This window comes from Arcanobacterium pinnipediorum (assembly GCF_023973165.1).
Taxonomy (GTDB): Bacteria; Actinomycetota; Actinomycetes; order Actinomycetales; family Actinomycetaceae; genus Arcanobacterium; species Arcanobacterium pinnipediorum.
Window position 1 is genome coordinate 969,304 of the sequence record NZ_CP099547.1, and the last position, 14,840, is coordinate 984,143.

Below are 14,840 nucleotides of genomic sequence, written 5' to 3' on the forward strand. Positions count from 1 at the left end.
CATTGACGCTATAGATTGGATAAACGTGGCAACCACAAATGACCTCAAGAACGGTATGGTGCTTAAGATTGACAACCAACTTTGGCAGGTTGTTGAATTTCAGCACGTCAAGCCAGGCAAGGGCCCAGCTTTCGTGCGTACTAAGTTAAAGAATGTACTTTCCGGAAAGAACGTCGATAAGACTTTTAATGCTGGAGTCAAAGTCGAGACAGCAACTGTTGATCGTCGTGATATGCAGTATCTGTACAACGATGGTACTGATTTTATCTTCATGGATCTCGATAATTATGAACAACTTCCAGTGAGTGCTGAAATTGTTGGCGATGCCAAGAACTACATGCTGGAAAATTCAAACGTTATCGTTGCCATGCATGAAGGTGCAGTTCTTTTCATTGAATTACCAGCTTCAGTTGTTTTGGAAGTGACCTACACTGAGCCAGGTTTGCAAGGTGATCGTTCTAATTCTGGAACCAAGCCGGCAACAGTAGAAACAGGCTACGAGTTGCAGGTGCCACTCTTCCTTGATCAGGGCACGAAGATCAAGGTCGATACACGTACTGGCGAATATATCAACCGCGCCTGATGAGTACTACATCATCGGCACAGCAACGGCCTCGTAAAGGTCGCAAAGGGCGTTCACTACAACGCCAACGTGCCTTAGATGTGCTTTACGAAGCGGATCTAAGGAGTGGAGAAATTGATCTCAGCGAACTTTTAGAGCAACGCAGTCAACAATCGCCCGCCCAAGAACCAATCAAAGCCTACGGGCAAGAGATTGTGCGAACATACGTCGAGTGGGCCGATAACGTCGATTCAATGATTGAGGCCGCATCTCCGCAATGGTCGCTGGCTCGAATGAGCATTGTTGATCGCAGTCTCCTGCGCATCGGTACGACAGAACTGATGTTTATGGACGTCCCGATCGCCATTGTCATCAAGGAAATTACGAGTCTCGTGCGTGATTTTTCAAATGACAAAGCAGTTGGATTCACGATGGGCGTGTTAAACCGAATCGCAGAGATTCGTAGCGCTGAAACAAGTGGACGCGCCACTGAGTAAGTGATTGATCGTAGCGGGTAAGAGCTTTGGCTCTTACCCGCTGTTGTCTAGGTAGACAGTGAGACTAGAACTCAATTCGCGGGCGTTGAGTTTCATCATGAGTCAAAGATTAGGTCAACCATCACACCTGAGTTTTTTAGACCCTAGTTTCATACCAACTTCTGGCACCATAATACGTATGATTACTCCTGGAAAAGCATTCGTCGTGTGTGGACCTACTGCCGTTGGCAAAGGCACAGTGCTCAAAGAAGTCTTAGCGCGCGATCCCCACCTTTGGTATTCGGTGTCTGCAACCACTCGTTCACCTCGCCCCGGTGAAGTCGATGGGGTACATTATTTTTTCGTTTCACAGGCGAAATTTGATGAGCTCGTGGCGCAAAACGGTATGCTGGAATGGGCTGTGGTTCACAAGGTTCATCGATACGGAACACCTCGTAAGCCAGTTGAAGATGCAATGGCGCAAGGCTACAACGTGATCTTAGAGCTCGATCTCGATGGTGCGCGCCAGGTTCGCGAAGCGATGCCAGATGCCCGTCAAATATTTATTGCACCGCCGTCGTGGGATGAACTTCAGGAGCGGTTGCGCGGGCGTGGTACTGAAGACGAAGAAGAACAACAACGTCGCCTAACGACCGCACGTACCGAGCTAGCTGCCCAAGATGAGTTCGACGACGTCGTCATCAATGATACAGTGGCTAATGCCACCACCGCGCTACTCAATATTATTCATTCATCCACGGTAGAATGAGCTCTCGTATAGTACACCGAAATTTTGTGTTAGAAGAGGTAGACATGTCTGGAACCACTGCCAACCCTGAGGGTATTACGTCCCCAGCAATCGATGATTTATTGGAAAAAGTCGATTCGAAGTATACGTTGGCTGTTTTTGGTGCAGCTCGTGCACGTCAGATTAACTCCTACCGTCAAGAACTTAATGCTGGCGATGGCAACATTACTAGCATCGGCCCACTTGTGCCTTCCGCGCCTGAAGATAAGCCACTTTCTGTTGCTTTAGAAGAAGTAGCAGAAGATAAGCTGAAGTTTACTCGCGAGTAATCATGGCACTAACAACGCCCGAACGAGCCTCCCAATCGGGAGGCTTGTCTCATGCCACTCCCCGAATACTGTTTGGGGTCAGTGGCGGTATTGCCGCTTATAAAGCTGTTACGGCTGTTCGAAGATTGCGGCAATGGGGAGCCGAGGTTAGTGTTGTTCCCACGCATTCGGCTTTGACGATGGTTGGCCGTACAACCTGGGAAGCAATCTCAGGCCACAAGGTACGCGTTGATGTATGGGAAGATGCTGACCAAGTTGTGCACGTTAACGCCGGGGCACAAGCAGACTTGTTCGTTGTTGCACCAGCAACTGCCAACACGATCGCTAAATTAGCGCACGGCCTTGCCGATAATTTGTTAACGAATGCTGGCCTTGTTGCCACCTGCCCGCGTCTAATAGCTCCCGCAATGCACACCCAAATGTGGGATAACCCAGCTACGGTTGCAAATGTTAAAACACTTCAAGACCGTGGTTGGGAGCTGATAGGGCCACAAACGGGTCAGTTAACTGGTTCAGATATCGGAGCTGGCCGGATGAGCGAGCCAGAAGCAATCGCCGAGCGCGCAATCGCTATATTAGAAGAACGCGGATTTAGCGGAAAAACTTTCGCCCCCTCTACAGGGCAAACCTGGGTTATTTCTGCCGGCGGCACTCGTGAAGCAATCGATCCAGTGCGCTATATTGCTAACCACTCTACGGGGATCATGGGTGTTGAGCTTGCCAATAGGGCAGTACGAAATGGTCATCGTGCCATTTTGGTTGCCGCTAATATCAGTAGTGATATTCGTTCGCGCTGTTTACCCAACGTTGAGATTATCGACGTCGTTAGTGCACGTGATGTGCATGATGCTATGGATAAGTTAGCTGTCAATGCTGACGTTGTGATTATGGCTGCAGCGATTAGTGACTTCCATGTGGCAGCTGCTGAGACTAAAATTAAACGAGGTGAATCGTTAACGCTTCACCTCCAAGCTAATCCTGATATTTTGGCAGATCTCGGATTGCACCGCCGTCGTGAAAATCAATGCGTGGTGGGATTTGCGGCAGAAACCGGTGATGAAACCCATTCATATCTTCAATACGGGCAGCTCAAGGCGCAGCGCAAAGGCGCCGATCTGATGGTCATCAACAAAGTTGGTAACGGCAGTGGATTTGGTGATGTAGATACCGTTGTATCAATTGTGAATAATCGCGGTGAGATACGAGCCGAATATGAAGGAAATAAAGCTGATATTGCCGCCCATATCGTCTTAAGTATTGAACAATGGACCAGCCAACATTTCTCATAAGTCGTATGCGTAGATTGACACTAGTAAAGGAAATTTCATGACTCTTCAGCCTTTCACCTCTGAGTCTGTGACCGAGGGACATCCGGATAAAGTCTGCGATAAGATCGCCGATTCGATCCTCGATGCGATGATCGCCCAAGATCCGGCGTCGCGTGTTGCAGTCGAAGTTCTCGCAACTACCGGATTGGTTCATGTCGCAGGTGAGGTGACTACACATGGTTACGTCGAGATTCTCGATATTGTGCGCAAAGTTGTCAATGATATCGGATATACCTCATCGAGTATCGGTTTTGATGGTAACTCTTGTGGTGTCTCGGTTTCTATCGGCCAACAGTCACCCGATATTGCCAGTTCTGTTGACGCATCGCTAGAAGTTCGCACTGGCGAGAACACCGACGACGAGGACCAGCAAGGCGCAGGCGATCAGGGTCTGATGTTTGGCTATGCGTCCAATGAAACCCCTGCACTGATGCCTTTGCCTATTTTCCTTTCCCACCGGCTATCGGAACGATTGACTAAAGTCCGCAAAGAAAACATTGTTGCGGGGCTGCGTCCTGATGGAAAGACCCAAGTCACCGTGAATTACGATGGCGCTACGCCGGTGAGTATTGCTACTGTCGTTGTTTCTACCCAGCATGATCCCGATGTTGAGCTAGCCCGCCTCCAAGAGCAGATCATCACTCATGTTATTGAACCTGTACTCAAAGAGTATGCCACCAATGTAGATTATTCTGACGTGAAGTTCTTAGTCAATCCTTCTGGACGTTTCGAAATCGGTGGTCCGATGGGTGATGCTGGTGTTACTGGCCGGAAGATTATCGTCGATACATACGGCGGCATGGCCCGGCACGGCGGCGGTGCTTTCTCAGGTAAAGACCCGTCAAAAGTCGATCGTTCGGCTGCCTACGCTGCTCGATGGGTAGCTAAGCACATCGTCGCGGCTCAGCTGGCTGACCGTTGTGAAGTCCAAGTCGCGTACGCTATCGGCAAGGCGCGTCCGGTTTCGGTGCGCATCGAAACATTTGGCACCAACAAAGTTTCGGAAGAAACGATAGCTGCGGGAGTTTCGCAGGTTTTCGATCTGCGCCCGGCAGCTATTATTCGAGATCTGGATCTACTCCGGCCAATTTATGCGTTGACGTCAAACTATGGGCATTTTGGTCGCGATTGTCCAGAATTTACCTGGGAAAAAACTGATCGTATCGAGCAGTTGCGTGCAGCTGTTGGGCTTGAATGACCGTATGGGGTGCGTGTAACGCTTTTATGGTGGAGCTAGGTGATGGAATAGTATTATGAAAGATCTATTCTCGTTGCCTGAATACGCTCAGCAGGATCAATTATTAGATATTGCTCCGGTTCGTGCCACGATAACCTCGAATGTTGCTAATCCGATTGCTCGGGTCATTGTCGATGTTCCCCATGCGCATATGGGGTCCTTGTTTGACTACGAAGTGCCTGAGAAGTTTGCTGATGTCCCTGTTGGCGCACGAGTCATGGTTGATCTGGGCTCGCAACGAGTACAAGGTTTTATCGCCGAGCGCGTCAAATCTACTCAATTTCACGCTACGTTGCGCCCAATTGCGCGCGTTGTCTCCGCACTACCGGTACTCGATGAACATATCTACCGGCTTGCTCATGTTATAGCGCGCCGGCAAAGTTCAACTGTGGCAAGTTCGCTTCGGTTAGCTATCCCGCAGCGGCATGCGCGTGCCGAGGAAGAATTCCTTGATTCTGTGGTGGCGGGTAGCTCGCAGATAGCACCTGTGGATGTGAGCAATTGGGAACCATATAGTGGCGGGACACAGCTCGTTGAACAGCTAGGCAGCGGGAATAACCCACGATCTTTGGTGCAAGTGCGCAGTGTCGATTCAGTATTGTCACTTGCGATCGACTTAATCCACGCAACTATTCATAGCGGACGTAGCGTCATCCTCTGTGTTCCAACCGCCCGTCAAGCCCAGCAATTTTCTGCGGCAATTACGAAGCGGCTAGGCCTACATGTGGCTACGATGATCTCTGAAAATGCTCCAGATGTTCGTTACAAACAATTCCTCGAGGTCAAATCGGGCAGAACGAAAATCATTGTAGGTACTCGTAATGCGGCGTGGGCTCCTGCTCAAAAACTTGGTTTACTCTTACTTATTGATGATCACCATAAAGCCTTTATCGAACCGCATAACCCCTATATCCATACGCGTGACCTTCTTCTTGAGCGTAGTAACGTTCAAGATTGTGGATTTGTGTGCTTAAACTATGGTCCCAGTGTTGAGCTGGCGTATCAGACCCAAAATACGATGAGCGCAGTCCTGCCAGCTCATCGCCGTGATAGACATGGAGTACCACAGGTTCTAACTGCTGCATCGTTGGCATACGAAGGCGAGACGTGGTCGCGGATGCCTTCTGCGGTATTTACCGTCATTCGCTCTGGTTTAGAGCGTGGTGATGTGCTTGTTGTTGTCCCGCGAACTGGCTATATTCCGGTAGTGGCTTGTGCCCGATGTAGAGAGATCGCCACCTGCCCGCTATGTGATGGCAGGATTGGTTTATTAGGTCCAGATAAAGATCCGCAGTGCTCTCGATGCGGCAGCGTGATCCACGATTTTACGTGTAGACACTGTCACGGTCACAAACTCAAGCCAGTGCGCATCGGTTCACACCGTACAGCCCAAGAAATAGGGCGGGCATTTCGCGATGTTCCAATACATATCGTTGGAACGCGAAACGAGCTCGCACCATCGAGCCAGGACAACGGCATTGTTATTGCCACCCCTGGCCAAATCCCGCACCGTGCAAAACGCTTTGCTGCTGCGGTTATTCTTGATGCTGGCTATCTGTTACGCTCAGAAAATCTCGATACCGATGTTTTCTTCTTACGATCCTTGGCACATATTTGTGTCACGGTATCTGCCCAAAGCCAAGGAGGTCAGGTCCTTGTTGTTGGTGATATACCGGCATCCTTGACTCTTGTTCTTAAACATTGGGATATGTATGGTTGGTCGTGTAAGGCTTTGGCGGAACGGCAAGAACTGGGATTGCCACCGCACTATGTCTGGAGGAAAATATCTGGATCGATGAACTCGTTGCGTCATTATTTAGCGGTTCTGCAATCATTAGTACGCCAGGCAAATCTTAAAACTGTCAATAACTCAACCGTCTCGCTTTTAAGTGCCGGAGTAAGCGAATTGATACCTGGGATGCGTGTTATCGGTCCACTCCATCATGGCGAGCACAACGACCAAGATCACCACATGTTCTTATCCTTCCCGCAATCGCAACGCACCGAGATCACCGATCTTATCTCCCGGGCCCAGCATATCTTCTCGGTGCAACGTATGGGAAAATTAACCATCACAATGGACACAACTATTTAATATCCTCAAGTCAGATCAAAAAGAAAGATAAACTGTTAGCGTGCGTATAATTTTTGCTGGTAGTCCAGCTACAGCTATTCCTTCGCTGGATCGTCTTATCCAAGATCACGAGGTGATCGCGGTTTTAACACGTCCACCTGCTCCGGTTGGTCGCAAGAAGATCCTTACTCCTTCGGCAGTTGATGATGCTGCACGCTCACGCGCAATCCCAGTATTGACGCCGTCGTCGCTTAGAAATCCAGACGTCGAGCAACAACTCATTGACTTAGCTCCTGATGCGATCGCCGTCGTCGCCTACGGGTTATTGATACCAGAAAATCTCCTTTCTGTGCCTCGTTATGGTTGGATTAACCTCCACTATTCGTTGTTACCACGGTGGCGTGGCGCAGCTCCGGTTCAATACGCGATTGCTGCCGGAGACCAAACAACTGGTACTAGTGTTTTTCAAATAGAGACCGGTCTTGATACCGGACCAGTTTTCGACGTCGAAGAAGTAGCGATTGGCCGCCAGACAAGCGGGGAGTTGCTAACCCAACTTTCCCAATCTGGTGCACACCAACTTGCTCGCGTATTAACTGCTATCGAAGAAGGCAACGCCAACGCTGTACCTCAAGAAGGTGAGGTGACGGTGGCGCCACAATTATCGGCGAGTGATGCGTACATAGACTTTTCGTGGGATGCGGCCAAGATTGATGCCCATATTCGCGCATACACTCCCCAGCCTGGTCCGTGGGCCCTTCGTGATGGGCAGCGTGTAAAGCTCGGGCCAGTGACCATCACTGATGTCACTGATATTCCTGCCGGTCACATCGTGATGGGCAAGAGAGTTCTTGTAGGTAGTGCAACAACTGCTCTTGAACTTTCTACGGTGACCCCAGCTGGTAAGAAAATGATGGCAGCCTCCGATTGGGTGCGTGGCCTGGGGGCACAAACATTGTCATTTGATGTCGAAGGAGTCCAGCTGTGAATTCCCAACGACCTACAAACTGGAAACCAGGTCGAGGTGCCAGTGATAAAGCGCGACTAGTCGTTTTTGACGTACTTATGGATGTTGAACGCCAAGGTGCGTATGCAAATCTAGCCTTGCCACGCGAAATCCGCCGTGCACATTTAAATAAACAAGATGCTGCGTATGCGACAAACCTGTGTTATGGAACGTTGCGTCTACAGGGGCGATGGGATGCGATTATTGCGCACTGTACAAACGGTCGTTCGATCTCGGATCTCGATACTGAGGTAAGAGTTTTACTGCGAATGGGAGCTCACCAACTCCTGGAATTTCGTACTCCACCCCATGCTGCAATCAACGAAACAGTAGTTATTGCGCGCAATGAATTATCGCAGGGGATTGCCGGCTTAGTTAATGCAGTTTTACGCCGCGTTAGCGAACGTTCGCTTTCGCAATGGCAAGAACAACTCAAAAGAGATGCTGCAGACAAAGTAAATTCAGTAGCTTTTCTCTCTAGTTGGTTTTCTCATCCACAGTGGATTGTTCGCGCGTTAGATAAAGCGTTGCAGTATCATGGCAGAACCCATAAGGATATCTTGAGTGTATTGCGTTCAGATAATGAACCGGCAGCGGTTGCTCTTGCAGCTCGCGGGCTGAGCGTTGCCCAGTTACGTAACGATATCGAGCGTGGTCACATGCAATCGCGCCCGGGTTATCTCGTTGATGATGCGTTATTGCTCGAAGGAGGCGATCCGCATCGTGTATTCGCAGTTAAGGATCGACTCGCTGGAGTTCAAGATGAAGGTTCTCAACTTGTTGCTAAAACTTTAGCTGGAGCGCAACTAGAAACTGAAGATGATCTCTGGTTGGATATGTGCGCTGGACCAGGTGGAAAAACTGCAACGTTAGCTGGAATTGCGCGTGAGCGCGGAGCACGTATCCATGCTAACGAACTCCATCGCCATCGCTTAGAACTAGTTCTTGATTCAGTTCAGCCATGGAGCGATATTGTCGATGTGCGTCACGGCGACGCCCGGGATTTCGGTTCCGAAAATCGCCACGAGATTATTCCGGCTCATGGTTATGCGCGCGTTCTCATCGATGCTCCGTGCACTGGAATTGGGGCATTACGCCGTCGTCCCGAAGCCCGTTGGCGTAAAGAAGCCGGAGATGCACTCGATTTGGCTCAGCTCCAAGCACAACTATTGGAAGCTGGCTGGAGTGCATTACGTCCTGGGGGAGTGCTTGCCTATTCCACATGTTCCCCGTATCTGAGCGAAACCTCAGATATCATTAATGCTTTTGCTCAACAGCATCCCGATGCAATCCGGTTAGATACCCCTGCGATCGCCTCGACGCAATCGCGTATCGCGCTTCAGGGCGTTAATGGGGAACTTCAACTTTGGCCAGACCTGCATAATTCTGATGCTATGTATCTGGTTTTGATCGCAAAACCATTGTCCACAACAGACTAATACGGAGTATTTCATGGGAATTCGAATTAATCCTTCAATCCTCAACAGCGACTTTTCGAATCTCGAACGTGAGCTCGGTAAAATATCCAATGCTGACTGGGCGCACGTAGATGTTATGGACAACCATTTCGTGCCTAACCTAACGATGGGCGTTCCCGTCGTTGAAGCTATTTCACGGGTTTCTCCTATTCCCATCGACGCTCATCTTATGATTGAAGATCCAGATCGCTGGGCACCATCATTTGTTGAAGCAGGTGCAGCTTCGGTAACGTTCCACGCCGAGGCAGCCCAAGCACCACTACGGCTAGCTCGCGAGCTTCGAGCTATGGGAGCTCGCGCTGGATTGGCAGTTAAACCTGCAACCGCAATCGAGCCATATCTTGAGATTCTCAACGAATTCGACATGATTTTAATTATGACAGTCGAACCAGGATTTGGCGGGCAGTCATTTATCGATACGATGATGCCCAAAGTTGCGCGTACCCAGCAAGCAGTTCGCCAGTGGGGCCTTGATGTTTGGATCCAGGTTGACGGCGGTATTTCCCGTTCTACAATCGAGGCGGCTGCGCAAGCTGGAGCAGATACTTTCGTGGCCGGATCGGCAGTCTACCGCTCTCCCGATACACACGCTGAAATCGATGCATTGCGCGAGTTAGCTATGCGCCATCAGCACTGAGCATAAAACTTTTGGTTCTCGTTGAAAAACGTGGAATAATGTGAAATTAGTGCTCCGGGGTCAGTGTAAGTCTGAACCGGCGGTTAAAGTCCGCGACCCACGAAAGTGGTTGATTGGGTGAAATTCCCAAACCGACGGTTAAAGTCCGGATGGTAGGAGTAGCTTGGTGGCATCATTGTGCGTGCCCAAGTTTTCCCCGGTGCCTACGGGGAGGACATTATGCGAAACAGCAGAATTATCGCGCCACTTGTGGTCGCATTCGTGCTCATTCTGCTGTGGTTTATGATCAGTTATCTACAGATCATCAGCCCATTTGCACTTCCTGATCCCTATAGTGTTTTTGTGCGAATTTTGCGGGGTGTAGGCGAAGGATATTTCATTGCTTCAGCTTGGCAAACTATACGTATCGCTATTATCGGTTCACTCATTGCCGCAGTTATCGGAATTCCGGTAGGTTTTGCCATCACACATAATCGAGCACTTAGTGCAGCATTAGAGCCCTACTTGGCAGCTTCCCAAGCAATACCTGCCGTAGCTTTTGCTCCACTGCTGGTATTATGGGTCGGCTATGGGACAACGCCTATCGTTATTCTTTGTGTACTGATGGTTATTTTCCCCATTATCATTAACACCGCCGTTGGGGTACGTGATGTAGATTCAGATATTCTCGATGCCGCACGTCTTGATGGAGCCTCCGGAATGCGGTTGATGACGAGTATCGAACTTCCCTTGGCATCACCGGCCATCCTTGCCGGGATCCGTACCGGTTTTACTTTATCAATCACTGGAGCCGTAGTTGGAGAACTAGTCATTGGCGGACAACGTGGATTGGGGATTGAACTTACCACCGCTCAACATCTGAATGATGCTGCTGGAATGTTTGCCACTATAACAATATTGGCACTTTTAGCTATCGCCATGTATCTAACATTGCGGGCGTTAGAGATAAAGATATTGACTAAAATTTCATAAAAAGGAACCACTATGAAAAGAATAATATCCGTGCTCTTAGCTTTCTTCATTGCTGTAAGTGCAGCTGGATGCAGTCATCAAAGCACCGCTAAGCCCAGTTCTCAATCGTCGACTACCAGCCAAGACTTCGACAAAATTACGCTAGGACTAACCTATATTCCGGACGTGCAATTCGGGCCGATCTATGTTGCTCTCGAAAAGGGGTATTTCCGCGAAGCCGGAGTCGATGTTACTCTTCGCCATCACGGTGCCCAAGAAGCCCTCTTTGGCGCCCTAGAATCTGGTGCTGAGGATATTGTCTTTGCAGGCGCAACCGAGATGATGCAAGCTCGTTCGCAAGGAATCGACGTCGTTAATTGGGCTACTTTGTATCAAAACTATCCCGTGACGCTCATAGTACCCAAAAGCGCCGGAGTCAAGACGCCAGCAGATCTCGAAGGGAAGAAAATTGGTTTACCTGGGCCGTATGGCGAGAATTATTATGCGCTATTAGCAATGCAAGATAGCTATAATCTTGGCCAGAAAGTCACCCCCAGCTACATCGGTTACACCCAAGTAGCTGCATTAGTTTCACAGCAGGTCGATGCTATTATCGGCTTTGAAAATAATGACCTTATCGCCATACGAAACGCCGGACTCGACGTCGAACAAATTCCGCTAGTTAAGGGTGAGATTCCACTCGTTGGGGCTGGCTTGGGATCGTTGAAGACGAACCTGAACCCTAAAGTCTATGCCCGAATCTTGAGTGCAATTGAAAAAGGCGTCAAAGACTCCCAAGAAGATCCGCAAGCGGCGATGGATCTTATCGCTAAGCATGTTCCGTCCCTGGCAGATCCTGACCAGCGCGCACTAGCCACCGAAGTTTTCCAAGCAACGCTCAAGCTATATTCTGGCAACGCGCAGTTCGGACACCAAGATCCACAGCTTTGGGAGGAGATGTCGATCTTCTTAGCCAAAGCCGGCATCGTCGACAAAGCCGTACCGCCGCTGAACGTGTTTAGTGCCGAAGTTGTCAAACTCAGCCAAGCAGCAAAACAGCCCTGAGGCACGTCATACCAGTTGCTGGGCTGCAAACCGTCCCGCAGCTGCAGCTGCGATGAAAGCGGTTACGTCCTGATCTAAACCTCGTCCCATCGTTTTAAGGGGTACCGGAGATTTCTCTAGCGCACCATAGAGGCCATCAATACGCACGCGGTGAATAATGGGGTAGGTTAGCTTCTCCAGTTCTTCAACCCCAAAAACTAATCTTGCTTGCCAGCTTTCGCTCACTAACCCGTTGAGGTCAGAGGTGAACTCAGGTACTACAACATCACACACCACCTTAACGACGTCGGACAGGACACGAAGCGAATGATGTGAAATACCATAGTGGCGCTCTCGGCTATCGGCATTAGAAAGCCGCAGGCATGCAATCGGTTGGCCGCCTAAGGTGGCTACTGCGTTCAATGTCTCCCCGCAAGCCAGGCCAGAAAATCCCCACTTGCTCCCGGTCCCTAAATTTCCGGGTCCTTGCGCCACGATAGCAATATCAGCATTCCAGATATGGTGAGCCGCTAGAAGCGCACTATGCACATTGACGGCCTCGAGCTGGCCACCAAAAGCCTGCCCGCACGTGATAGTTCCCAAGATATGACCGAGTTCAGTTAGCCGCGTACTGGCCATAGAAAACCAGGCCGGAAGTGCGCCACCATCTGTCATCACATAAGCGATCTTAAGCTCAGGATTTGCCTGGCGAATACCCGCAACGATAGCTGGAAGCGCTGAGTGAAGATCAGCAACAACAACAGGCATACCAGCAATCGAATCGGCATTGGCAAGAATGTCGTGATATTGAGATTCTTGCTCATCAACACCTTGGACCATGAACTGCTGGGGAGTGTAACGTGCTTTGACAATATGCCCTGGCTGTGGGGGAGGATCGGCTGGAAGGTTGTCTGGCGCGACGACGATCATCATGTATCCGCCGGTTCCTAAACCACGCTCGAATGCCGAGGCAGACAGGATAACTGTCTCATCGACGTCGAGACGCCCAACAATTGGAACATAACCCAAGGCACGAACTGTGCGACCATCATCTAAACGAACGTCGTATTCGCACGCCTGCCCCCACTGTTGGCGCAGTGAAATAATTTTACCTTGCCTGTACATCATCATATCTTAACCATAGTGCACTAGAGTTAGAGTATGCCTACGTCTGCAGAAGAACGTCGTTTTACTCTCCTTACATTGTTGTCACGCCAGCGTGCAACGATTGACCAGATTGCACAGTTGCCCGCCTATCGTGGGCATCACGGCATTGCGCAACAGCGCTTGATAGAACGTGATATTCAGATACTGCGTGAATCGGGAACGGTCGTGCGGGTTGATAAAGACTATCGTTATAGCGTCGATACTTCTCATCGAATTGCGGTAGACCTTCAAGATTTAGATTTAACAATTCTTCGCCGCCTTTTAGGTACCAAGCGGCGTAACAACGTCGAAGCATTTGCACAATATGCTGCTACGAAAGCTTTAGGCCAAGGCATCGTCACTGACAAAATGAGTGCGTACAAACTAAAAGTCCCCTATGGTGATAGCGTAGTCGATATTGCCCAAGCACTCGGCCAACACACCCAAATTTCGTTCACCTATACCAAACGGGACGAAAACATTAACTATATCGTTGAACCGTGGCGGATTGAGGTCCATTTCGGAGCATTTTATATGGTAGCGGCAGTAATCGAACGAGATGGCAGCCCTGTAGCAGGAGATGCGCGGACGTTTAAGCTCTCGCGCATCGTTGGGAAAGTGATAATGCTTGACTCACCGGTGACTATCGAGCGAAAAGACAACTTTGATTCAACGCTGTCACCTGTTGATATTGAGGTATTTGTTGCAGATCCGGCGATGCCACTAGCCCAGCGCGGCCAGATTATTGCACATCACGATGGCGGTGTGATCGTCAGATTCCCAGCAGCCGATCGTTGGGATATCGTCGACGATGTTCTCTTTCATGCAGATGCTGCCCGCATTGTTGCGCCGGCGTGGCTTCGCGACGACGTCAACCAACGAATCGACCATGTACATGAGGTGCTCAATGGGATTTGGTGATCTTTCATTGGCTCGCAAACGCGCTATCGCTGAGTTTTTGCAGAGTGAATCAGGGGTGACTCTTGGCGAGTTAGCCCACCGGTTTGGTACCTCGTGGGAGGTTATGCGCGCGGAGATAGAGCAGTTATCAACCGTTGAACTGATTAGTGGCTCGTTCTTTGATACCCCATTTGATATTTGGATTGCTGATGAAGAACCGGATGCGGATTCGTTCGTTTACGCCGCCGACATGAGCGAAAATAGTTCGCTGACCTTATCGTTAGCCGAGATTGTCTCACTTTTGGGGGCTACTGATATTGCGATGCTCTCTGCCGATCGTGACGATGGCCAGGCATTGGTTGCTTTTCGGGAACGAGTTGTGGCGGCAACGGCTGATGCAGGATACGAATCAGTGTTGTGGCCCGCTCCGCAACTTCAAGCACCACCGGAAGTCCTTGACATTTTGAGTTGCGCACTAACTCAACGGTGTTCGGTCCATATCGAGTATTGGAAAAATGTCACTGGGCGCTTGGAGCGTTCCGAGATTGAAGTGCAGCCAGTATCGTTAAGCTATGTTCCGTATCCGTTGCTTATTGCGGCTAACGACGTCGGAGATGTGCGCAGGTATCGGTTTGACCGTATTACTCGAGCCCGATTGGGCACTGGTTCTGTTTCGGCACGGCTGGTGCGCAACGTGTCTTCTCAGGCTAACGCCTCCGATAAGGTGGAGGGTAAGCGTATCCGGTTAGTGTGTGGCCCGGGAGCACGGTGGGTGTGTGAGGAAGTCCCTGATGCGCTCTTAGTGGGCGTTGATGGAGATTTCGATATTATTGAGCTTCCTGTTCGCTCCCATCAGTGGTTGTTTTCCTTGTTAGTGCGGTTGGGCGAGATTGTCCAACGCGTCGAGCCAGTAGAAGGATAATT

Annotated in this window: 15 protein-coding genes and 1 riboswitch; of the genes, 14 read left to right on the forward strand and 1 reads right to left on the reverse strand. The window is 50.0% G+C overall.

Annotated features, from left to right (window positions below; translation table 11 throughout):
• Positions 1 to 25: 25 nt before the first annotated feature.
• From efp to NG665_RS04310, 12 genes are all read left to right on the forward strand, one after another.
• Positions 26 to 583, forward strand: coding sequence for an elongation factor P (gene efp / locus NG665_RS04255; protein WP_252674040.1), 558 nt, complete (start codon positions 26 to 28; stop codon positions 581 to 583).
• Positions 583 to 1,059 carry a transcription antitermination factor NusB gene (nusB, locus tag NG665_RS04260; RefSeq protein ID WP_252674041.1) on the forward strand — a complete coding sequence of 159 codons (477 nt, stop codon included), beginning with the start codon at positions 583 to 585 and terminating at the stop codon, positions 1,057 to 1,059. Before efp ends, nusB begins: the two co-directional genes overlap by 1 nt.
• 178 nt (positions 1,060 to 1,237) lie before the next feature.
• Entirely contained in the window at positions 1,238 to 1,807 is a 570-nt protein-coding gene (gmk, locus tag NG665_RS04265; RefSeq protein WP_252674042.1) for a guanylate kinase, read from the forward strand.
• Positions 1,808 to 1,833: 26 nt separating this feature from the next.
• Complete coding sequence (rpoZ, locus tag NG665_RS04270; RefSeq protein WP_252674043.1) at positions 1,834 to 2,115, forward strand: DNA-directed RNA polymerase subunit omega; 282 nt, start codon at positions 1,834 to 1,836, stop codon at positions 2,113 to 2,115.
• Positions 2,116 to 2,117: 2 nt separating this feature from the next.
• Positions 2,118 to 3,404: a bifunctional phosphopantothenoylcysteine decarboxylase/phosphopantothenate--cysteine ligase CoaBC gene (coaBC, locus tag NG665_RS04275; protein WP_252674044.1), complete on the forward strand. Its 1,287-nt coding sequence runs from the start codon at positions 2,118 to 2,120 to the stop codon at positions 3,402 to 3,404.
• Between the two features lie 37 nt (positions 3,405 to 3,441).
• Entirely contained in the window at positions 3,442 to 4,641 is a 1,200-nt protein-coding gene (metK, locus tag NG665_RS04280) for a methionine adenosyltransferase (protein ID WP_252674045.1), read from the forward strand.
• Positions 4,642 to 4,696: 55 nt separating this feature from the next.
• Positions 4,697 to 6,775 carry a primosomal protein N' family DNA-binding protein gene (locus NG665_RS04285; RefSeq protein WP_252674046.1) on the forward strand — a complete coding sequence of 693 codons (2,079 nt, stop codon included), beginning with the start codon at positions 4,697 to 4,699 and terminating at the stop codon, positions 6,773 to 6,775.
• 40 nt (positions 6,776 to 6,815) lie between these two features.
• Positions 6,816 to 7,742, forward strand: coding sequence for a methionyl-tRNA formyltransferase (gene fmt, locus NG665_RS04290; RefSeq protein WP_252674047.1), 927 nt, complete (start codon positions 6,816 to 6,818; stop codon positions 7,740 to 7,742).
• Positions 7,739 to 9,199 carry a transcription antitermination factor NusB gene (locus tag NG665_RS04295; protein ID WP_252672441.1) on the forward strand — a complete coding sequence of 487 codons (1,461 nt, stop codon included), beginning with the start codon at positions 7,739 to 7,741 and terminating at the stop codon, positions 9,197 to 9,199. Before fmt ends, NG665_RS04295 begins: the two co-directional genes overlap by 4 nt.
• A gap of 13 nt (positions 9,200 to 9,212) precedes the next feature.
• Entirely contained in the window at positions 9,213 to 9,875 is a 663-nt protein-coding gene (gene rpe / locus NG665_RS04300) for a ribulose-phosphate 3-epimerase (protein ID WP_252672442.1), read from the forward strand.
• Between the two features lie 46 nt (positions 9,876 to 9,921).
• A riboswitch (FMN riboswitch) is annotated at positions 9,922 to 10,040 on the forward strand.
• A 54-nt stretch (positions 10,041 to 10,094) separates the two neighbouring features.
• On the forward strand, positions 10,095 to 10,847 hold the full coding sequence (locus NG665_RS04305; protein WP_252672443.1) for an ABC transporter permease: 753 nt from the start codon (positions 10,095 to 10,097) through the stop codon (positions 10,845 to 10,847).
• A 12-nt stretch (positions 10,848 to 10,859) separates the two neighbouring features.
• Positions 10,860 to 11,891 (forward strand): ABC transporter substrate-binding protein, encoded by a 1,032-nt coding sequence (locus tag NG665_RS04310; RefSeq protein WP_252672444.1) that lies wholly within the window; start codon positions 10,860 to 10,862, stop codon positions 11,889 to 11,891.
• 6 nt (positions 11,892 to 11,897) lie between these two features.
• Here NG665_RS04310 and NG665_RS04315 read toward each other — a convergent pair whose 3' ends face one another.
• Complete coding sequence (locus tag NG665_RS04315; protein WP_353888232.1) at positions 11,898 to 13,001, reverse strand: DUF3866 family protein; 1,104 nt, start codon at positions 12,999 to 13,001, stop codon at positions 11,898 to 11,900.
• A gap of 30 nt (positions 13,002 to 13,031) precedes the next feature.
• On the opposite strand from NG665_RS04315, the gene NG665_RS04320 reads away from it, so the two are divergent.
• Together NG665_RS04320 and NG665_RS04325 are read left to right on the forward strand one after the other, a co-directional pair.
• On the forward strand, positions 13,032 to 13,937 hold the full coding sequence (locus tag NG665_RS04320) for a helix-turn-helix transcriptional regulator (protein ID WP_252672445.1): 906 nt from the start codon (positions 13,032 to 13,034) through the stop codon (positions 13,935 to 13,937).
• Positions 13,924 to 14,838 carry a helix-turn-helix transcriptional regulator gene (locus NG665_RS04325; protein ID WP_252672446.1) on the forward strand — a complete coding sequence of 305 codons (915 nt, stop codon included), beginning with the start codon at positions 13,924 to 13,926 and terminating at the stop codon, positions 14,836 to 14,838. Before NG665_RS04320 ends, NG665_RS04325 begins: the two co-directional genes overlap by 14 nt.
• Positions 14,839 to 14,840: the final 2 nt, after the last annotated feature.

What these genes read in the sequence shown, in the direction of transcription:
- NG665_RS04325 (WP_252672446.1), top strand. Translation starts at nt 13,924, where the DNA reads ATGGGATTTGGTGATCTTTCATTGGCTCGCAAACGCGCTATCGCTGAG.
- rpe (WP_252672442.1), top strand. Translation starts at nt 9,213, where the DNA reads ATGGGAATTCGAATTAATCCTTCAATCCTCAACAGCGACTTTTCGAAT.
- NG665_RS04285 (WP_252674046.1), top strand. Translation starts at nt 4,697, where the DNA reads ATGAAAGATCTATTCTCGTTGCCTGAATACGCTCAGCAGGATCAATTA.
- NG665_RS04305 (WP_252672443.1), top strand. Translation starts at nt 10,095, where the DNA reads ATGCGAAACAGCAGAATTATCGCGCCACTTGTGGTCGCATTCGTGCTC.
- coaBC (WP_252674044.1), top strand. Translation starts at nt 2,118, where the DNA reads ATGGCACTAACAACGCCCGAACGAGCCTCCCAATCGGGAGGCTTGTCT.
- NG665_RS04310 (WP_252672444.1), top strand. Translation starts at nt 10,860, where the DNA reads ATGAAAAGAATAATATCCGTGCTCTTAGCTTTCTTCATTGCTGTAAGT.
- nusB (WP_252674041.1), top strand. Translation starts at nt 583, where the DNA reads ATGAGTACTACATCATCGGCACAGCAACGGCCTCGTAAAGGTCGCAAA.
- gmk (WP_252674042.1), top strand. Translation starts at nt 1,238, where the DNA reads ATGATTACTCCTGGAAAAGCATTCGTCGTGTGTGGACCTACTGCCGTT.
- NG665_RS04320 (WP_252672445.1), top strand. Translation starts at nt 13,032, where the DNA reads ATGCCTACGTCTGCAGAAGAACGTCGTTTTACTCTCCTTACATTGTTG.
- metK (WP_252674045.1), top strand. Translation starts at nt 3,442, where the DNA reads ATGACTCTTCAGCCTTTCACCTCTGAGTCTGTGACCGAGGGACATCCG.
- NG665_RS04315 (WP_353888232.1), bottom strand. Translation starts at nt 13,001, where the DNA reads ATGATGATGTACAGGCAAGGTAAAATTATTTCACTGCGCCAACAGTGG.